The organism is Roseovarius sp., from assembly GCF_048262375.1.
Taxonomy (GTDB): Bacteria; Pseudomonadota; Alphaproteobacteria; order Rhodobacterales; family Rhodobacteraceae; genus Roseovarius.
The window spans coordinates 181,825-201,915 of sequence record NZ_JBLXFE010000003.1; the positions used below are offsets into that span (position 1 = coordinate 181,825).

General features: G+C 61.1%; 17 protein-coding genes. 8 read left to right on the forward strand and 9 right to left on the reverse strand.

The annotated features are described in order from the left end of the window. Positions 1-72 precede the first annotated feature (72 nt). Positions 73-243 (forward strand): YdcH family protein, encoded by a 171-nt coding sequence (locus ACN0SW_RS05100; protein WP_417726829.1) that lies wholly within the window; start codon positions 73-75, stop codon positions 241-243. Positions 244-359: 116 nt separating this feature from the next. On the opposite strand, the gene ACN0SW_RS05105 is transcribed toward ACN0SW_RS05100, so the two are convergent. Then, positions 360-968 carry an alpha-ketoglutarate-dependent dioxygenase AlkB family protein gene (locus ACN0SW_RS05105; RefSeq protein ID WP_417726830.1) on the reverse strand — a complete coding sequence of 203 codons (609 nt, stop codon included), beginning with the start codon at positions 966-968 and terminating at the stop codon, positions 360-362. A gap of 209 nt (positions 969-1,177) precedes the next feature. Here ACN0SW_RS05105 and dnaK point away from each other — a divergent pair, with 209 nt between their 5' ends. The 3 genes from dnaK to radC all read left to right on the forward strand — a co-directional run bounded on the left by dnaK (position 1,178) and on the right by radC (position 5,142). Then, on the forward strand, positions 1,178-3,085 hold the full coding sequence (dnaK, locus tag ACN0SW_RS05110) for a molecular chaperone DnaK (protein ID WP_417726831.1): 1,908 nt from the start codon (positions 1,178-1,180) through the stop codon (positions 3,083-3,085). A gap of 78 nt (positions 3,086-3,163) precedes the next feature. Continuing rightward, positions 3,164-4,321: a molecular chaperone DnaJ gene (gene dnaJ / locus ACN0SW_RS05115; protein ID WP_417726832.1), complete on the forward strand. Its 1,158-nt coding sequence runs from the start codon at positions 3,164-3,166 to the stop codon at positions 4,319-4,321. Positions 4,322-4,386: 65 nt separating this feature from the next. Next, positions 4,387-5,142 (forward strand): RadC family protein, encoded by a 756-nt coding sequence (radC, locus tag ACN0SW_RS05120; protein ID WP_417726833.1) that lies wholly within the window; start codon positions 4,387-4,389, stop codon positions 5,140-5,142. A gap of 6 nt (positions 5,143-5,148) precedes the next feature. Here radC and ACN0SW_RS05125 read toward each other — a convergent pair whose 3' ends face one another. From ACN0SW_RS05125 to secA, 3 genes are all read right to left on the reverse strand, one after another. Then, positions 5,149-6,708, reverse strand: a complete 1,560-nt coding sequence (locus tag ACN0SW_RS05125; RefSeq protein ID WP_417726922.1) for a substrate-binding domain-containing protein — start codon at positions 6,706-6,708, stop codon at positions 5,149-5,151. 25 nt (positions 6,709-6,733) lie between these two features. Beyond that, a complete protein-coding gene (locus ACN0SW_RS05130) occupies positions 6,734-7,711 on the reverse strand; it encodes a hypothetical protein (protein ID WP_417726834.1) in 978 nt (325 codons plus the stop codon). 95 nt (positions 7,712-7,806) lie between these two features. Further along, positions 7,807-10,503, reverse strand: coding sequence for a preprotein translocase subunit SecA (gene secA, locus ACN0SW_RS05135; protein WP_417726835.1), 2,697 nt, complete (start codon positions 10,501-10,503; stop codon positions 7,807-7,809). Positions 10,504-10,693: 190 nt separating this feature from the next. On the opposite strand from secA, the gene ACN0SW_RS05140 reads away from it, so the two are divergent. From ACN0SW_RS05140 to ACN0SW_RS05155, 4 genes are all read left to right on the forward strand, one after another. Next, positions 10,694-11,545: a foldase protein PrsA gene (locus ACN0SW_RS05140; protein WP_417726836.1), complete on the forward strand. Its 852-nt coding sequence runs from the start codon at positions 10,694-10,696 to the stop codon at positions 11,543-11,545. Positions 11,546-11,548: 3 nt separating this feature from the next. Further along, positions 11,549-12,778, forward strand: coding sequence for a bifunctional glutamate N-acetyltransferase/amino-acid acetyltransferase ArgJ (gene argJ / locus ACN0SW_RS05145; RefSeq protein WP_417726837.1), 1,230 nt, complete (start codon positions 11,549-11,551; stop codon positions 12,776-12,778). Continuing rightward, complete coding sequence (gene mutT / locus ACN0SW_RS05150) at positions 12,775-13,173, forward strand: 8-oxo-dGTP diphosphatase MutT (protein ID WP_417726838.1); 399 nt, start codon at positions 12,775-12,777, stop codon at positions 13,171-13,173. Before argJ ends, mutT begins: the two co-directional genes overlap by 4 nt. A 188-nt stretch (positions 13,174-13,361) precedes the next feature. Then, positions 13,362-13,496 carry a hypothetical protein gene (locus ACN0SW_RS05155; RefSeq protein ID WP_417726839.1) on the forward strand — a complete coding sequence of 45 codons (135 nt, stop codon included), beginning with the start codon at positions 13,362-13,364 and terminating at the stop codon, positions 13,494-13,496. Positions 13,497-13,583: 87 nt separating this feature from the next. Here the strand turns inward: ACN0SW_RS05155 and infB are convergent, their stop codons facing one another. The 5 genes from infB to ACN0SW_RS05180 all read right to left on the reverse strand — a co-directional run bounded on the left by infB (position 13,584) and on the right by ACN0SW_RS05180 (position 20,069). Then, positions 13,584-16,091 (reverse strand): translation initiation factor IF-2, encoded by a 2,508-nt coding sequence (gene infB, locus ACN0SW_RS05160; RefSeq protein ID WP_417726840.1) that lies wholly within the window; start codon positions 16,089-16,091, stop codon positions 13,584-13,586. Between the two features lie 6 nt (positions 16,092-16,097). After that, positions 16,098-16,721: an RNA-binding protein gene (locus ACN0SW_RS05165; protein WP_417726841.1), complete on the reverse strand. Its 624-nt coding sequence runs from the start codon at positions 16,719-16,721 to the stop codon at positions 16,098-16,100. Between the two features lie 24 nt (positions 16,722-16,745). Beyond that, the gene (gene nusA / locus ACN0SW_RS05170; protein ID WP_417726842.1) at positions 16,746-18,365 is read right to left on the reverse strand and encodes a transcription termination factor NusA; all 1,620 of its coding nucleotides are present in this window, start codon (positions 18,363-18,365) and stop codon (positions 16,746-16,748) included. 4 nt (positions 18,366-18,369) lie between these two features. Further along, positions 18,370-18,945 (reverse strand): ribosome maturation factor RimP, encoded by a 576-nt coding sequence (gene rimP, locus ACN0SW_RS05175; protein WP_417726843.1) that lies wholly within the window; start codon positions 18,943-18,945, stop codon positions 18,370-18,372. A gap of 131 nt (positions 18,946-19,076) precedes the next feature. Next, entirely contained in the window at positions 19,077-20,069 is a 993-nt protein-coding gene (locus tag ACN0SW_RS05180; RefSeq protein WP_417726844.1) for a P1 family peptidase, read from the reverse strand. Positions 20,070-20,091 lie beyond the last annotated feature (22 nt).

A 20,091-nucleotide genomic window follows, 5' to 3' on the forward strand; every position in this document is an offset into this window, starting at 1 on the left:
TGACAGTATTGTAAAAATGTGCTGCACTTCCCATGTCGGATAGACACACCAACACCACAGAGGAGACTGCCCATGAGCTTGAGTTCGCATATTGAAGAACTGAAGAAAAAACATCACGCGCTCTCGGAACAAGTGGAACAGGCGCAGCGCGCGCCGGGCAGCAGCACGTTGCAAATCGCTGAGCTCAAGAAACAAAAACTCAAGATCAAGGAAGAAATCGAGCGGCTGTCCATCGACGCCTGACACGCCCTCGAATCTCAAGTCGGGTCTTGTCCGCTACGCTGCGGACAAGGCCTTTTTATTTAAGGCCTGTTTACTTGCGGATCATTTACGGCTTTGCGCTGCGGTCCCCCTTGGGGTCACTCTACCACCCGGCAGGTCAGGTTGATCCGCCCGCCCTCGCGCAACAGACTGGAACTGCCTGCCCTGATCCGGTCCACCCCGTGGTAGGCGAGCCGCGCGGCACCGCCCATCACCACCACGTCCCCCGAATTGAGCCAGAGCGACTCGGTCTTGCCGCCGCGCGTAAGATTGCCAATCCGAAACAACGCATCATCACCCAATGAGATTGACAGCACCGGCCAATCGAAATCTGCTTCGTCGCGGTCCTGATGCATCCCCATCCGCGCGTCTGGCGAATAGAAATTGATCAGACAGCAATCTGGCAGGCGCTCTGCGCTGACCAGCCTCTGCCAGATCGCCAGAACCGGCGCGGGGATCGGGGGCCATGCCATGCCTTTGGGGTGGTGGCGCTCGTACCGATAGCCGCGCCGGTCACTGACCCAGCCATAACGCCCCGCCGAAGTCATGCGCACGCTCATCTCCTTGCCAGAGCCGGTGACCGGCGCAAAAAGCGGTGCCTGCGCCACGAGATCACGCAAATCCGCAACCAGATCCGCCTGCATCTGTGGGCCAAGCCAGCCTTTGTAGATCGCGAATTCCCGCAAGATCAGCGTGGGCTCTGTCATCGCGCGCCTCCTTTTGCGCAGATCAAGTCGAATTTGGACCAAATTCGAGAAATAGCCGGTCCGCCAGTGCTTGCAGGGGCACATTCCCCTGCCTATATACGCCCGGAAACACAGGTTATGCCACTAGCGTGCCTGTTACTCACCGGGGGCCAGATGCCGGAACGGGTCGGGCCTCTGCAACATCGCCTAAGTAGAAGGGATCGGAAAACATGGCCAAAGTTATTGGTATTGACCTCGGCACCACCAACAGCTGCGTCGCAATCATGGATGGCTCTCAGGCTCGCGTGATTGAAAACTCTGAGGGCGCGCGCACCACCCCCTCGATCGTCGCATTCACCGAGACAGAGCGTCTCGTCGGTCAGCCCGCCAAGCGGCAGGCCGTGACCAACCCGGAAAACACCATCTTTGGCGTCAAGCGCCTGATCGGGCGTCGCGCAGATGATACCGATCTGGCCAAGGACAAAAAGAACATGCCGTTCTCCGTCATCGACGGCGGCAATGGCGATGCTTGGGTCAAGGCACGCGACGAAAAATATTCGCCCTCGCAGATTTCCGCCTTTATTCTGGGCAAGATGAAAGAAACCGCCGAGAGCTATCTTGGCGAAGAGGTGACGCAGGCCGTCATCACTGTGCCCGCCTATTTCAACGACGCTCAACGTCAGGCCACCAAGGACGCGGGCAAGATTGCCGGCCTCGAAGTGCTGCGCATCATCAACGAACCGACCGCTGCGGCCCTTGCCTATGGTCTGGACAAACAAGAAACCCACACCATCGCGGTCTATGACCTTGGTGGCGGGACATTCGACGTGACCATCCTCGAGATTGACGATGGCCTGTTCGAAGTGAAATCGACCAACGGCGACACGTTCCTCGGCGGTGAAGACTTTGACATGCGCATCGTCAATTACCTTGCCGACGAGTTCAAGAAAGAGCACGGCGTCGACCTGACCAAGGACAAGATGGCGCTGCAGCGCCTCAAGGAAGCGGCTGAGAAGGCCAAGATCGAACTCAGCTCCAGCAGCCAAACCGAGATCAACCAGCCGTTCATTTCGATGGGCTCCAACGGTCAGCCGCTGCACATGGTCGTCAAACTGACCCGTGCCAAACTCGAAAGCCTTGTGGGCGATCTCATCACTGCCTCGCTCAAGCCGTGCAAGGCCGCGCTCAAGGATGCGGGCCTGACCGCTGCCGACATTGACGAAGTGGTTCTGGTGGGCGGTATGACCCGCATGCCCCGCGTCGTCGAAGAAGTGACCAAGTTCTTTGGCAAAGAGCCGCACAAGGGTGTGAACCCGGACGAGGTTGTTGCCATGGGGGCCGCCATTCAGGCCGGCGTGCTTCAGGGCGATGTCAAGGATGTGGTGCTGCTCGACGTGACCCCGCTGTCGCTCGGGATTGAAACGCTGGGGGGTGTGTTTACCCGCCTGATCGACCGTAATACCACAATCCCAACCAACAAGAGCCAGATCTTCTCGACCGCCGAGGACAATCAGAGCGCGGTAACAATCCGCGTGTTCCAGGGTGAGCGCGAAATGGCGGCAGACAACAAGATGCTGGGCCAGTTCAATCTGGAACACATTCCGCCCGCCCCGCGCGGCATGCCCCAGATCGAAGTGACCTTCGACATCGACGCCAACGGCATCGTGTCTGTCTCGGCCAAGGACAAGGGCACCAACAAAGAGCAGAAGATCACCATTCAGGCCTCGGGTGGCCTCTCGGATGATGACATCGAAAAGATGATCAAGGACGCCGAAGAGAATGCCGAATCCGACAAGGCCCGTCGCGAACTGGTCGAGGCCCGCAATCAGGCCGAGAGCCTGATCAACTCGACCGAAAAGTCGATCGAGGAACATGGCGACAAGGTCGATCCGACCACCGTCGAGGCAATCGAGCTGGCCATCGCCGCGCTGAAAGACGAGCTTGAGACCGACAATGTCGGCAAGATCAAGTCCGGCATCCAGAACGTGTCAGAGGCGTCGATGAAGCTGGGCGAGGCGATCTACAAGGCCAGCCAGAGCGACCCCGAAGACGAGCCGCGCGCGGCGGATCATGGCGGTAACGAGGATGATATCCTTGACGCCGACTTTGAGGATCTCGACGACAACAAGCGCGCCTGAGGCCCGTTTTGAACCTGCGGGGCCGGTTCGGCAGATTTGCCGACCGGCCCTTGCCGGATCACACCAAGGAGATCCCCGATGGCCAAACGTGACTATTACGAAGTGCTCGGGCTGTCCAAGGGCGCCTCAGCCGATGACATCAAGAAGGCCTATCGCAAGAAGGCCAAGGAACTTCACCCCGACCGCAACTCCGACAACCCCGATTCTGAACGCCAGTTCAAAGAGGCCGGAGAAGCGTATGATGTGCTCAAGGACCCTGAGAAAAAGGCGGCCTATGACCGCTTTGGCCATGCCGCCTTTGAAGGGGGCATGGGCGGCGGCGGACGCCCCGGTGGCTATGGCGGCGGCGCAGGGCAGGGCGATTTCGCCTCTGCCTTCTCGGATGTGTTCGACGACCTCTTTGGCGATTTCATGGGCGGCGGCCGTGGCGGCGGCGGGAGGCAACGCGCGGCACGCGGTGCCGACCTGCGCTATAACCTGCGCGTGACGCTGGAAGAGGCCTATTCCGGGTTGCAAAAGACCATCAAGGTGCCCTCTGCCGTGCCCTGTGACGCCTGCGACGGATCCGGCGCCGAAGGTGGCGCACAGCCCACCACCTGCCCGACTTGCTCGGGCATGGGCAAAGTGCGCGCGCAACAGGGCTTTTTCACCGTAGAGCGGACCTGTCCGACCTGCGGCGGTCTGGGTCAGATCATCAAGAACCCCTGCAAAAGCTGTCAGGGTCAGGGCCGGGTTCAAAAGGACCGCGCGCTTGCCGTGAACATTCCGGCCGGGGTCGAAACCGGCACCCGTATTCGCCTAGGTGGTGAGGGTGAGGCTGGCATGCGCGGCGGCCCCGCAGGTGATCTTTACATCTTTATCGAGGTGGCCAAGCACGACCTATTTGAGCGCGATGACACCAATCTGTTTTGCCGCGTGCCTGTCTCGATGACCAAGGCCGCACTTGGCGGTGATATCGAGGTGCCGACGATCGACGGCGGTCGCAGCCGGGTCAAAATCCCGCCCGGCTCTCAATCGGGCCGGCAGATGCGCCTGCGCGCCAAGGGCATGCCAGCGCTGCGTGGCGGTGCGCATGGCGACATGTTCATCGAAATGGCGGTGGAAACCCCCGTCAACCTCACCGCGCGGCAAACCGAACTTTTGCGCGAATTCGAAGCGCTGAGCGAGGATAACAACCCCGAGAGCAAAAGCTTTTTCTCATCGGTCCGCAGTTTCTGGGATTCGATGAAGAGCTAAGGTGATCCCGGCCCGAAAAGGCCGGGATTAACCACTTGCTAACGCTCCTGCGCCAAACTCTGCGCATGAGCAAAGCCCGCGCCTTTTCCGATATGCCCCTGCCCCTCTTTGACTGCGACGCGGCAGAGGCGGCGACGCCTGCACAACAACCCTCTTATATCCGCGATCACCGCACCCGGCTGCGCACCCGTTTTCGGGACGGCGGCGCGGCGGCAATGCCCGATTACGAACTTTTGGAACTCGTGCTCTTTCGTGCGATCCCGCGCCGCGATGTCAAACCGCTGGCGCATGCCCTTCTCCTGCAATTCGGGGATTTCAACGGTGTCATCTCTGCGCCGCTGGAACGGCTAATCGCCCTGCCCGGCATGGGCGAGGCGGTGGCGACCGAACTCAAGATCGTCGAGGCGGCGGCGCATCGTCTGGCCCGCGCACGCGTGCTGCGGCGTCAGGTAATATCCTCTTGGGATGTCCTGCTCGACTATTGCCACACCACCATGGCGCATGCCGAAATCGAACAGTTCCGCGTCTTCTACCTTGATCGCAAGAACATCCTCATCGCTGACGAAGAACAGGCGCGCGGCACCGTCGATCATGTGCCCGTCTATCCGCGTGAAGTGGTCAAACGCGCCCTCGCCCTGAATGCCAGCGCGCTTATTCTGGTGCACAATCACCCCTCGGGCGATCCGACCCCGTCAAGCGCCGATATCGACATGACACGACAGATCCAGACCGCCGCAGAAGCACTTGGCCTGACCCTGCACGACCACATCGTTATCGGCAAATCATCCGAGGTCAGTTTTCGCGCCGCGGGTTATCTATGAGCGGGTTCAGCGCACCCAGACCTCAACGCGCCGGTTCACCTGCCGCCCCCAGGCGGTGTCGTCGCAGGCCATCGGCATCGCCTCGCCAAAGGCGTCAGTCTCAAGCCCGATCCGGTCCAGATTGGCGGTCTCGGCGGCGCGCATCACGGCGCGCTGCACGGTCTCGGCCCGGCGCAAGGCGATGTCACGATTGGTGCCCGCCGGACCATCGCCATCGGAAAAGCCGACAAACATCAGCCGCCGCGCATCGTAATGCCCCAGTTCCATTGCCCGCGCCAATTGCTCGGCGTTGGATCGCGATTGCGCATCGAGCCGCACCGATCCTGCCTCGAACCGAAAGGTGGTGGTCAACCGCTTGAGCGGTCCCAGCACCCGCACCATACGCTGCAACTCTTCCAGCCCCAATTCCGCGCCCGCCTGCGCAATCGCATTGGCAAACCGGTCGCCTTGGGCATTGATCTCAATCTCTTCGGGGGTCTGGTCCACGAACCCGGCGCGCCGGATTACCAGTTGCGCGGACGGGTCCCGCAGATAGCTGAGAAATTCACGCGCCAGCTTGGGCAGCCGCCGCGCGGGCAGGTAAATGAACAGCGGCGCGGTCAGCGGATAATCCTCGGTCTTGACCGCGCGGCGGGTGGCGCTGAGGGCAAATCCACATTCGCCTGTCAGCGCCAACTCCCATGTATTGCCCTGTTCGGACCGCGTCGTCAGGCCAAGGGCAAAGGGATCGCGCGCCACAACCTCGGCAAAGGCCATGCCATTGGCGTGCCGCACCACCTGCGCCAGCGGCTCTTTGCCTTCGGGCCGCAGCACCTGATCCACGCTGGCCTGTCCGATCCCGGTAGAGGCATCCCAGAGATGCACGTCAATCGGCGCATCCGGCCCGCCCAGATCGGTCCAGTTCGTGATCTCGCCTGCCAGCACCTGCGCCAACTGACGCAGGCTGATGCCCTGCACCGGGTTGCTCGGGGCCACCACCGGAATCAACGCATCAAGCGCCAGCACCCGCACCTGCCCTTGGGCCGCGAGATTACCCAAACCCGCCTCACGCGCGCGCGTTATCTCATCCTGTCGCGCCTCGCGCAGGGTCATGGCGACATCGGCCTCATCGGCCAGGAGGTCTGCAAACCCCTCGTCGGTATTGGTCATGCGAAAGATGAACTCGCCGATCAGCACCGCCTCCGCGCCCTGATGCAGCGCATAACGCACCTCTTGCGGGCTCAGTTCCTCACGCGTCACGCCATAGTCGCCGCGAATGGCAAAGGCCTCAATCAACGCGGGCATCAACACCCGGCCAATCGTGGGCGCACCGGAAAACACCAGCCGCGCGACATAATGCTCCAGATCGGGACAGCCAGGCCCCTCGCACCCCACCCCAGAGCCATCAACCGTCAGTTCACCGTAAATCGTGTCAACGCGGTAGAATTCCCCGTCGAACCCCAGCAGATTACCGGAAATCTCGACCGAGCCATCATGCGAGCGCAGCATGACATCCTGCGCCAGAGCAAGGCCCGGGACCATCAGAAATGAAAGTGCGGCGAGGATCGCCGCACGCAGTAATGCCATCATCCGCTCTCCGAAAGACTCCGCCTCAGTTGGCGGCGATCTTCAGGTCATTGAACAGGTTTTTCAACACAAGAAAGTCGCCGACCCCCTCACAATCAGGCATCGCCAGCACAATATCCTGCACGTCAAGCCCGGTCTCGCCTGTGGCAATGGATTGCGCCTCCAGATCGCGGCCGCAATTCGCAGCGGTCACCTCGGCTTCGACCTGCACGTGCACTGCCCCCCGGCGCGTCGCTGTGCCGCTCGGAAAAGTATAGACCTCTGCGCGCAGCGCCTGATCCATGTCACGCTCACCCAACTGGGTCAGGAACCCACCCTCGCCGGTGGCGGCGCGGGTCATATCATGACTGGCCTGCGCCCAGACATGGCCTGCCTCGCCAAAATCCGCGTCATACTCCAGCGCATGCACATGCAACGCCTCGCCGCCGCGCCACTGCACGACATAGCGATCATAGAGCACCAGCGTATCCACCGATGCAGTGGCAATCGCCCCCTCGGCATTATCGAACGAGGCGATAAATACAGCCGCCTGCGCCAAGGCGGGCACCTTCAGCGTGCTTTGACCCTGATCATCTGTCACGGCGGTAAACATCATCCCGTTATGATGCAGCGTATAGCGCGCGTTCACCTGACAGGGCGCGCTCAGCGTCACCTCTACCATCGCGGCGGCCAGAGGGCGCGCCTGCATGGTATAGTCGCAGGCAAAGCTTGGCGCCGCCTCTTCCTTGGGCAGGGGCGCGCTCTGCCGCGGATCTTCGGCAACCGCCAGTGTCACCGGCACAGCGGGCAGGGCAGCAGGCTCTGGCACGGTCATCGGCGGCACCACCTGGGCCGAGGTCAGCTCGATCTGGGTGATCTCAACAGGTGATTCCATGACGGGGACGGGCGATGCAACACTTGCGTTTTGCACAGATGCCGACGCGACCATCTGCATAAAGTAACCGATCCCCAGCGCACAGACGAGCGTTCCGCCTGCGGTGATATAACGTCGATACTTGGACATGGCACTCTCCCTGACACGTCAATTGTCACGGGAAAGGCTAGTATCGAAAAATGGCCCCGGTATGGCAGGGGCTAGGTGTCAATCGGGCGGGTGAACTAGGCCAGCCGCCCGTGACAATGCTTGAATTTCTTGCCCGATCCACAGGGGCAGATATCGTTGCGACCGGGATTGCCCCATGTCGTGGGGTCATTCTCATCGAAACCGGGCGCGGCGTTTTCGCTGACCTCTGCTGGTTCGCTGGTATCCGCCGCCGCCATCATCGCCGCGCGCTGTGCCGCCATTTCCTGCATCAACTGCTGCTGTTCGGCCTCGGTCATAGGTCGGATCTGCGCCAGCTTCTGCGTCACATCCATCCGCAGACTGTCGAGCATGTTCTCGAACAACTGGAACGCCTCGTTCTTGTATTCATTCAGCGGATCGCGCTGCGCATAGCCTCGGAATCCGACAACGCTGCGCAGATGCTCCAATGTCAGCAGATGCTCGCGCCATTTGCCGTCGATGGTCTGAAGCAGTACCTGCTTTTCGATCATCCGCATGCTCTCGGGGCCAAACTGCGCCGCCTTGGCTGCCATCATCTCGTCAGCGGCCTTTTCCAGCCGCGCGACGATATCTTCGTCATCCACGCCCTCTTCTGCGGCCCAGTCGATCACCGGCAGGTCGAGATTCAGCTTCTCGATCACCGCCGCATAGAGCCCTTGGGTATCCCACTGATCGGCATAGGTCTTGGGCGGCATGTATTGATCAACCAGATCGTCGATCACCTCGCCGCGCATATCCTTGATGATCTCACTCAAATCCTCGGCCTTCATGATGTCCAGACGTTGCTTAAAGATCACCTTGCGCTGTTCGTTCATCACATCGTCGAACTTCAAGAGCTGCTTGCGGATGTCAAAGTTGCGCCCTTCGACCTTGGCCTGTGCCCGCTCCAGCGACTTGTTCACCCAAGGGTGAATGATCGCCTCGCCTTCTTTCATACCCAGAGTCGCCAGCACCTTTTCCAAGCGCTCCGAGCCGAAAATCCGCATCAGATCATCCTCAAGACTGAGGAAGAACGCCGATTTTCCCGGATCGCCCTGACGGCCAGAGCGACCGCGCAGCTGATTGTCGATCCGTCGGCTTTCGTGCCGCTCGGTCGCCAGAACAAAGAGCCCGCCAGCGGCCTTGACCGCCTCTTCATCGGCGGCATGCTCGGATTCGATCCGCTTGCGGATCTCTTCGGGGTCGGCCTCTGGATCGGCGGCAATCGCCTCCATGATCTTAAAATCGACGTTGCCGCCCAGTTTGATGTCGGTGCCGCGGCCAGCCATGTTGGTGGCGATTGTCACCGCCCCCAGCTTACCCGCGTCGGCGACGATCTGCGCCTCTTTCTCATGCTGGCGCGCGTTAAGCACGTTATGCGCAATCCCTGCCTCGGTCAGCAGCTTGCTCAGGCTTTCGGACTTTTCGATCGACGTGGTGCCGACCAGCGTCGGCTGACCCTTTTCGCTCGCTTTGCGAATGGCCTCGACAATGGCCTCATACTTTTCGCGCGCGGTGCGGTACACGGCATCGTCTTTGTCGATTCTCGCAATCGGGCGATTGGTCGGAACCTCAACCACACCCAGACCATAAATCTCGCCAAATTCCTCGGCTTCGGTCAGCGCGGTGCCGGTCATGCCCGACAGCCGCTCATACAGGCGGAAATAATTCTGGAACGTCACCTGTGCCAGCGTCACGTTCTCGGGTTGAATATTACAGCCTTCCTTGGCCTCGATCGCCTGATGCAGCCCGTCCGACAGACGCCGTCCGGCCATCATCCGCCCGGTAAACTCGTCAATCAGCACCACATCGCCGCCGCGCACGATATAGTCCTTATCCTTGGTAAACAGCTTGTGCGCCCGCAGCGCCTGATTGACATGGTGCACAATGGTCGTGCTCTCGGGATCATAGAGCGATTGTCCCTCGGGCAGCACACCGCGCGCGCTGAGCAACTGTTCGAGAAACTCGTTACCTTCTTCGGTAAAGGTGACGTTGCGGGTCTTTTCATCCAGCTTGTAGTGATCGTCCTGCAATTCCGGAATCAACACATTGATCGCCTGATAGAGACCACTGCGGTCCTGACTGGGACCAGAGATAATCAGCGGCGTGCGCGCCTCGTCGATCAGAATGCTGTCCACCTCGTCGACCACGGCAAAATTATGCCCGCGCTGGTTCATATCCTCGAGAGAGGATTTCATGTTGTCGCGCAGATAGTCGAATCCCAGCTCGTTGTTGGTGGCATAGGTCACATCGGCGGCATAGGCCGCCTTTTTCTCGGCCTCGGGCTGTTGCGGATAAACCACCCCGGTGGTCATGCCCAATGCGGCAAACACCTTGCCCATCCACTCGGCATCGCGGCGAGCGAGGTAATCATTGACCGTGACGATATGCACGCCCTTGCCCGACAGCGCATTCAGATAGGCCGGAAAAGTTGCCACCAGCGTCTTACCCTCGCCGGTCTTCATCTCGGCAATGTTACCCTGATGCAGGAATATCCCGCCCTTGAGCTGAACATCGAACGCCCGAAGCCCCAAAGCACGGCGCGCACCTTCACGACAATTTGCAAATGCTTCCGGCAGGATCGCATCAAGGGTTTCGCCCCCGGCGATCCGACTGCGGAATTCTGCGGTCTTTTCGATCAGCGCCTGATCGCTCAGCGCCTGAAACTCGGGTTCCAGCGCGTTGATCTTTGCGATCAACGGCCGTGTCGCCTTGATCTTGCGGTCATTCGGGGTGCCGAAGATCTTTTTGACGACCGTTCCAATACCCAACATATTCTATCCGTTCCGGTGTTTTGACTATCCGTGACAGGCAACCGCTTGCCCCTCTTGTCGCACCGCCCTAAAACGGGCGCAAGACGGCGGTTCTGCCTTGGTCTTAAGGCGATGTAAGGGCCAGCCGGTTGAGTGTCAACGTCGCGCTCCAGCGCACCCCGCGCCGCGCGCCACGCCAAAGGATGATTCTATGCTCCGCCCCCTGCTCTCGACTGCCGCGCTCGTCACCGGTCTGACGCTGTGCACCCCTGTTCTGGCACAGGACACCCCCAGTGCCGATATGGTGATGGCCACCGTCGGCGGCACAGATATCACCTTGGGGCACATGCTCGTGCTGCGCGCGGCCCTGCCAAAACAATATGATCAGGTCGCCCCCGAGGTGCTGTTCAGCGGCGTTCTGAACCAGCTTATCCAGCAAGAGCTGCTCAAGCAGGCGCATGACGGCGAGATGTCTCTTGCCGCCACCCTGCGGCTGGAAAACGAGCGTCGTGCCGTATTGGCCGCCGATGTAGCCGAGACCGTGGTCAACGCCAACATCAGCGATGAACGCCTGCAGACAGCTTATGACGCGGAATATGCCGGAGTAGAGGCCGAAACCGAATACAAGGCCGCGCATATCCTTGTCGAAACCGAAGAAGAAGCGCAGAAACTGGTGACCGAACTGGAGGGCGGCGCGAATTTCGCGGCGCTCGCCCAAGAGCATTCCACCGGCCCGTCTGGCCCCTCGGGCGGCGATCTGGGCTGGTTCGGCGAGGGCGTCATGGTGCCGGAATTCTTTGTTGCGGTGGCTGGACTTGAAGTGGGGGCGATCTCGGCCCCGGTTCAGACACAGTTCGGCTGGCATGTGATCAAGCTCAACGAGACCCGCATCAAGGAACGCCCCACCCTCGACGCTGTTCGCGAAGACCTGTTGGTCGGCCTGCGCCAACGGGCGTTTGACGACTTTATCATCGGGCTTGAGGATGCGACCGACGTAACCCGAACCGACACCAGCACCCTTGATCCGGCGCTGATCAACCAAACCGACCTGCTGGAGAACTGAGCCATGGGTGCCAAACCACCACTTTCCCCGCTTGCCCCGGCGGGCTTTCCCAAACTGCCGGTGATCGGCGGCGTCAGCTTTGCCACCACCGAGGCCGGCGTGCGCTACAAGAACCGCACAGACCTGCTCTTGGTCAAGCTTGCACCCGGCACCGCCATGGCGGGGGCCTTCACCCGCTCGGCCACCCGTTCGGCCGCCGTGCTGGATTGTCAGGACAAGATCGGCGGCGATCCGGTCTCCGGTGCTGCCATCGTGGTCAACTCGGGCAATGCCAATGCCTTTACCGGGCGGCGTGGCGCGGAATCGGTACAGGCCGTCACCGCGGCCGCGGCCAGGACGCTGGACATTCCGGCGACCCGTGTCTTTTCCTCATCGACCGGGGTGATCGGTGAACCGCTGCCGCACGAGCGCATCATCGACAAGCTGGACGATCTGGCCGCTTCCCTGTCGCCCCACGCGATAGAAACCGCAGCCCGCGCCATCATGACCACCGACACCTTTCCCAAAGGGGCATCAGAGGTGGTGATGATCGACGGGCAGGCGGTGCATATCGCGGGCATTGCCAAGGGATCGGGGATGATTGCCCCCGACATGGCCACGATGCTGGTCTATATCTTTACCGATGCCGCGGTTGATCAGGCCATCTTGCAGGACATGGTCAGCGCCCTCAATCGCACGACCTTTAACTGCATCACCGTTGACAGCGATACCTCAACCTCTGACACGCTGCTTGTGGCCGCGACCGGGGCCTCTGGCATCCGCGTGACCGAAAACAGCATGGGCTTTATGGAGGGCCTGCGCCGGGTCATGCTTGATCTGGCGCATCAGGTGGTGCGCGATGGCGAGGGGGCGACAAAATTTGTCGAAATCTCTGTCACCGGTGCCGCCTCGGACGCAGAGGCGCATACCCACGCCAAGGCAATCGCCAATTCGCCGCTGATCAAGACCGCCATCGCGGGCGAAGACCCAAATTGGGGCCGTGTTGTCATGGCGATCGGTAAATCTGGCGCGCGCGCTGACCGCGATCTCTTGGCGATCTGGTTTGGCGACATGCAGGTCGCGCGCGACGGTTTCGTAAGCCCAAGCTATGACGAGGCCACCGCCGCCGCCTATATGAAACAGCAAGATATCGTCATTCACGTCGATCTGGGCCTTGGCGGCGGCACCGCCCGCGTCTGGACCTGTGACCTGACCCATGGCTATATCGACATCAACGCGGATTATCGGTCTTGAAAACCGTATTGGTCTCGGCGGTCGCCCTCATCGACGTGGACGGCCGCATCCTTTTAACCCAGAGACCGGAAGGCAAATCCTTGGCCGGTCTCTGGGAATTTCCCGGCGGCAAGGTCGAGCCGGGCGAGACCCCCGAAGTGGCGCTGATCCGTGAACTTGAAGAGGAACTTGGCATCAACACTTGGGCCAGTTGTCTCGCGCCGCTGACCTTTGCCAGCCACTCCTATCCCGATTTTCATCTGCTCATGCCGCTCTTTGCCTGCCGCAAGTGGGAGGGGATCGTGCAGGGGCGCGAAGGACAGGCGCTCAAATGGGTGCGCGCGGCGGATCTGCGGTCCTACCCAATGCCCCCGGCCGATATTCCGCTGATTCCCATCCTTCGCGATTGGCTCTGAGCCGATTCGCTCTGCGAATGGCGGCCTGCGGGTACGGCTCTGGGACAAAACTCAAGATAATTCCCAAGGTTTTCCGCGCTGTCGCAAAATAATTGTTCACTATTAGGAAATCTTAGTTTCCTTTTTCCCAATTGTGGCAATAATTAGGCAACCTTTAAAGGTCTGTCATACTCTGGGGGGATAATGACATGCTACGCACTGTTCAACTTGGGTCCTGTGTCTGGATTCAGGGAATATTTGTCCAGCTTCTCAGCAATGGTCTGATGCAGGTGCGCGTGGGGGATCGTCTCTATTCCGGTCGCCCGATATCTCGCGCCGCCTGATACGGCACAATCAGCACACGACACCGGACAAGAAAAAGGGCAACCCAGCGGGCTGCCCTTTTTCTGTTACTCATCTGAACGCCCGGCTTATGCCAGTGTGCGCACAACTTCTTCGCGCTCAAAGATCTCGATCACATCATTGGGGCGAATATCGTCGTAGTTCTCGAATGCCATACCGCATTCCTGACCCGACTGCACCTCGTTGACCTCGTCCTTGAACCGCTTGAGCGTCTTGAGCGTGCCTTCATGCACCACCACATCGTCGCGCAACAGGCGCACCCCGGCAGAGCGGCGTGCCACGCCTTCGGTTACCAGACAGCCCGCAACGCGGCCCACACCCGTAACCTTAAAGACTTCCTTGATCTTGGCGTAGCCAATGAACTTCTCGCGAATTTCATTGCCCAAGAGACCGCTTGCGGCTGCTTTCACATCATCGACCAGATCATAGATCACCGAATAATACCGGATCTCCACACCCTTCTGGTTGGCGCTGTTGCGCGCGGGCGCATTGGCCCGCACGTTAAACCCGAACACCGGCGCACCAGAGGCCTCGGCCAGACCGATATCGGATTCGGTGATGGCGCCCACACCCGAATGCAGCACGCGCACGCGCACCTCGTCGTTGCCGATCTTTTCCATCGCCTGCACGATGGCCTCGGCAGAGCCCTGCACGTCCGCCTTGACGACGATCGGCATTTCCTTGACGTTCTCGTCTTCTTTGGCCTTGGCCAAAAGCTGCTCCAGCGTGGTGCCCGCACCGACTGCGGCGCGCTTTTCCTTCGAGGCATTCGCGCGATATTCCGCGATTTCACGCGCCTGCGCCTCGGTCTCGACGACGTTGAGCACATCACCGGCCTCTGGCGTGCCATTCAGGCCCAGAACCTCGACCGGCACCGATGGGCCAGCTTCCTTGATCCGCTCGCCCCGGTCATTGATCAGTGCACGCACCTTACCGTATTGCTCGCCCACAACAAAGATATCGCCCTGACGCAACGTGCCCTTCTTGATCAGCACGGTCGCAACCGGACCCCGACCCACGTCAAGCTGCGCCTCGATCACGGCACCTTCAGCCGCGCGATTCGGGTTGGCCTTGAGTTCAAGGATTTCAGCCTGAAGCGCGATGGCCTCCAACAGCTCGTCCAGACCCTGCCCTGTGACAGCCGACACTTCGACATCCTGCACATCGCCAGACATCTTTTCGACGATCACCTCATGCTGCAAGAGATCGGTCCGCACCTTGTCCGGGTTGGCCTCGTATTTGTCGATCTTGTTGATCGCCACGATCATCGGCACCTTGGCAGCCTTGGCGTGATTGATCGCCTCGATGGTCTGCGGCATCACCGCATCATCCGCCGCCACAACCAGAACCACGATATCCGTCACCTGTGCGCCACGGGCCCGCATGCTGGTAAAGGCGGCGTGACCCGGCGTGTCGAGGAACGTCAACAGCGCACCACTGTCGGTCTTGACCTGATAGGCGCCGATATGCTGCGTGATGCCCCCGGCCTCGCCCGCGACAACCTTGGCATGGCGGATCGCATCCAACAGCGAGGTTTTGCCGTGGTCGACGTGCCCCATGATGGTGATGACCGGCGAACGCGGGATCAGGTTCTCGGGCGTGTCATCGATCTGGTCGATCACGTCCTCAACATCCGAATCGCTGACGCGCACCACACGGTGCCCGAATTCCTCGATGATCAGTTCCGCCGTATCCGCATCAATCGACTGGTTCTGCGTGACCATCATGCCGCTTTGCATCAGCGCCTTGACCACATCGCCGACGCGCTCGGCCATACGATTGGCCAGCTCTGACACGACAATGGTCTCGGGCAGTTGCACATCACGCACGATCTTCTCGCGCTCTTGCATGCCGCCCATCGCCTTTTGCCGCGCGCGCTCTTGCTTGCGCTTCATTGCGGCCATGGATTTCTGGCGGCCACCCTCACCACCCGAGAGCGCCTGATTGAGGGTCAGTTTGCCGGACCGGCGCGCATCGTCCGAGCCACGCGCCTTGCCCCGGCGGGACTGCTGGTCATCTTCCTCGCGCTTGCGTGCAACGGGAACCGCCTTGGCGACGGGCGCCCGAGAAGGTGCCGCTGCGGGGACCGCATCCGGCTCTGCCGCCGAGGCAGCAGCCTTGAGGGCGGCTTGCTCGACCGCGCGCTTCTCGCGTTCTTCTTCTTCGGCTTTGGCACGGGCCTTTTCTTCGGCCTCGCGTGCCTCGCGTTCCTTGGCCTCGGCCTCTTCGCGGCGGCGCATGCGCTCTTCCTCGCGGGCCTTTTCATCGGCCTCACGCTGGGCGGCGTCATCGGCCTCGCGCGCTCTGGCTGCGGCGAGCGCCTTCATCCGGCGCTCAAGCTCTGCATCAGAAATCCCGGCGGGACGCTTGGACGCGCTGGTAATTCCCGAAGACGCACCACCTGCACCTGCGGCCCCACCTGCACCCGCTGCGGGCTTGGGCACGACGACACGCTTGCGCTTGGTTTCCACCACGACGTTCTTGGTGCGGCCATGGCTAAAGCTCTGCTTCACGTTCCCCGGCCGGGAACCTGCGCCACGTACACCCAAAGGTTTCTTTCCGTCGTTGTCGCTCATAGTCTTCTACTTTCCTTTCCGGCGCGCTGTCTCGCCGTCCGAGACGCGCAGACCTTTCAGTCTTGCCGCCTCCTCTACAACACGTTGCAACAAACCTCCAGCGCCCAGTGCCGCGTGGATTGTGGTTTGTCGACCAAAGGCCTGGCCCAGCTCATCCGCCGTCAGCCACCCTATGAATGAGCCGCCATAAGGCGTGCTCAGCTTTGATTTTCCGCGCTCAGAGCCATCACTGGCCTGAATGAGAACACGCGCATCCTCGCGCATGAGCATGTCCTTGACCTTTTCATAGCCCGACACCGCGCGCCCGCCCTTGCGGGCAAGGCTGATGAGGTCGATCACCCGCCGCACCAAGAGGGCCTCGACCAGATCAACCAGACCCTCAGGCACCTGCACGGGCTGCTTGGCGGCACGAGAGAATAGCCCCTTGCTCACCGCCTTTTCCAGGGCTGCCCGATCCGCCGCAACCCAGATGCCGCGGCCCGGCAGTTTCTCGGCCAGATCCGGGGCAATCTGGCCCTCAGGGCCGATCACAAAGCGGATAAGCCCATATTTCGGTTGCACTTCGCCCGTGGCGATGCATTTCCGCTCTGGACCGTCGCTCCGGTCTTTGGGTTCACCACCGCGCCCCATGATGTGCACTCGAGGCCTGAACGATCAGGCCTCGGCCTCCTCGTCATCGCCGTCGATGTCGCTCTCGTCCACTTCGGGCTCGAGTTCCGTCGGATCGACCCAGCCCAGCATGACGCGAGCGGTCATCACCATATTCTGCGCCTCTTCCAACGAGACGTCAAATTTCTCCAGAATACCCTCGTCCTTGACCCGCTCGCCCTTGACCGTGGTCCAGCCGCCAGCCAGTTCCCAATCGGCGCAGGTGGCGAAATCTTCAAGCGATTTCACATCGTCCTCGGCCAGCGCCAGCACCATTTGCGGCGTCAGACCCTCAAAGGCGATCAGACTGTCCTCGACCCCCAGTTCCCGCGCCTTGTCCAGCGCTGCCTTGGCCTGCGCTTCGATCACATCACGGGCACGCGCCTGCAGCTCTTGGGCGGTATCCTCATCCACACCGTCGATCACCAACAGTTCGTCCACATCGACATAAGCCACCTCTTCGAGATTGGTGAACCCTTCGGAAACCAGCAACTGCGCAAAGAATTCGTCCAGATCGAGCGTATCGACAAACAGCTTGGTGCGCTCTTCGAATTCCTTCTGACGGCGCTCGCTATCCTCGGCCTCGGTCATGATGTCGATATCAAGCCCGGTCAACTGGCTGGCCAGACGCACGTTCTGACCGCGACGGCCGATGGCAAGGCTCAACTGCTCTTCGGGAACCACGACCTCGATTCGCTGCGCATCCTCGTCAATCACCACCTTGCTGACCTCAGCAGGCTGAAGCGCGTTAACAAGGAAGGTCGCCTGATCCTCATTCCACGGAATGATGTCGATCTTCTCACCCTGCAATTCGTTAACCACCGCCTGAACCCGGCTGCCACGCATACCCACGCAGGCACCGACCGGATCAATCGAACTATCATAGCTGATCACGGCAATCTTGGCCCGGCTGCCCGGATCGCGCGCCACGGCCTTGATCTCGATGATGCCGTCGTAAATCTCGGGCACTTCCATCTTGAACAGCTCCGCCATGAACTGCGGATCGGTGCGGCTCAGGAAAATCTGCGGCCCGCGCTGCTCGCGGCGCACATCCTTGATGTAGCAACGCACGCGGTCGTTGGGGCGATAGGCTTCGCGACCGATCTTTTCGTTGCGGCGCAGGATCGCTTCGCCCCGGCCCACATCGACGATGACGTTGCCATATTCCTCGCGCTTGACCACACCGTTGATGATTGTGCCCACGCGGTCCTTGAATTCTTCGAACTGCCGATCCCGCTCGGCCTCACGCACCTTTTGCAGAATGACCTGCTTGGCGCTCTGCGCGGCGATCCGGCCCATTTCCACGGGCGGCACTTCTTCGACATAGGTGTCGCCGACCTTCGGATCGTCCAGATACGGCTTGGCCTGCTCGACTGTCATTTCGGCCTGATAGTTTTCCACCGCGTCATCCTCGACCACGGTGCGGACGCGGGTAAACTTGGCGCGGCCCGTCTTGCGGTCGATATTGACGCGAATATCCATCTCGCTGCCGTAGCGGCTCTTGGCGGCGCGGGCGAGGCTCTCTTCCATCGCCTCGACAACCAGCGCCGGGTCGATCATCTTTTCGCGCGCGACCGCCTCTGCGGTCTGCAACAGCTCCAGCTGGTTGGCGGATGTGATTGCCATGGTCTCAGTCCTCCTCAGAACCGCTCTCGGTTTCGATCTCGTCAAATTGCTCTTCGTTGATCACGCCCGCCGCCTTGCGTTGACGCAGCATTTCCTTGATCAACTCATCGGTCAGCACCAGCTTGGCGTCAGACAGCCAGTCGAATTCCAGTCCAATCGTGCCTTCTTCGACATTGATCAGCACCTCTGTGCCCTCAACGCCCGCCAGCACACCCTTAAAGCGGCGGCGCCCGTCGATCAGCTCGGTGGTCTCGATCTTGGCCTCATAGCCCTCGAACATCTCAAAGTCCTTGAGCCGCGTCAGAGGCCGGTCGATGCCGGGGCTCGACACTTCCAGCGTATAGGCTTCGACCAACGGGTCCTCGACATCCAGCACCGCGCTCACCGCCGTGCTGATCAGGGCGCAGTCATCTACCTCGATGCCACCCTCGGGCTTGTCCGCCATGATCTGCAAGGTATGGTATTGCCCGCCCATCAAACGCACGCGCACCAGCTCATACCCCAAGTCCTCGATGACGGGGGTGATGATCTCGGCCATCCGGCGATCAATCGCTGCTTTTGCAATCAGGTCGTTCGTCATCTTTTCCAAGCACAAAAAAACGGGCGCGCGGCCCGTTACACTCTCCGGTGGTGCATTCGAGTGGACCCGAAAGCGCCGCTGTTGAGGGGCATATACGCCCCTCTCCCTGAGTCTGCAAGGGGGATTCCGCCTCAGCCGAATCTGTCCTGCCACGCGGGCAGCGTATCACCCGCACGCGATTGCGCCGCATGCACCGCCCGCGCAATCGCCCGCGCCATGACGCAGGCCGCCGCATGACCCAGCATCACCTGTGCGCTCAAATCCGGCGCAGGCCGCGCGCCGGTCGCGGCGGCAAAGATCAGGTCCCCGTCCATCAAGGTATGCGATGGCACCAGCCCGCGCGCAAAGCCATCATGCGCCGCCGTGGCCAGCCGGGTGCATTGCGCCTGAGTGAGCGTGGCGTCAGTGGCGATGATCCCGATGGTGGTATTGCCATGCTGCGCCATCTTGGTGCGGACCAGCGCCGGATCAGCATAGTCCCGCGCCACACCGCGCCCGCCAAACTCCGCCCCCATCTCGAACGGCGCAGCCCAAAACTCTGGCCCGTCCCCCACCGTGGCCGACCCCAGCGCATTGACCGCCACCAACGCACCCACGGTGACGCCCCCCGGCAACACAGCCGAGGCCGATCCAAGCCCGCCGCGCAGATTGACCGTAGTCGCCCCCGTCCCGGCCCCCGCGCTGCCGATCTCAAAATCCTCAGACGCCGCCGCCAACGCCGCCCGGCCCAGCCCTTTATACGGGTTCTCGCGCCAGTCCTTGTTCCCGCCGTTCAAAAGGTCAAACAGAATCGCCCCCGGCACGATTGGCACCCGCACATCGCCTACGGCAAACCCACGCCCCCTGTCGCGCAGCCCATCCGCCACCCCCGATGCGGCATCAAGACCAAAGGCCGATCCCCCTGAGAGAACCAGCGCATCCACCTGCTCTACCACCCGGTCCGGGGCGAGCAAATCGGTCTCCCGCGTGCCGGGCGCGCCGCCCATCACATGCACGCCTGCCGTGAATGGCACATCGCCCACCAGCACCGTCACGCCCGAGCGCAGGTGCATATCCTGCGCATTGCCCACCCGCAGCCCCGCCACATCCGTGATCAGATTTCGCGCACCGATTTTCGTCCCCATGCCGCAATCCCTCTATCCCTGT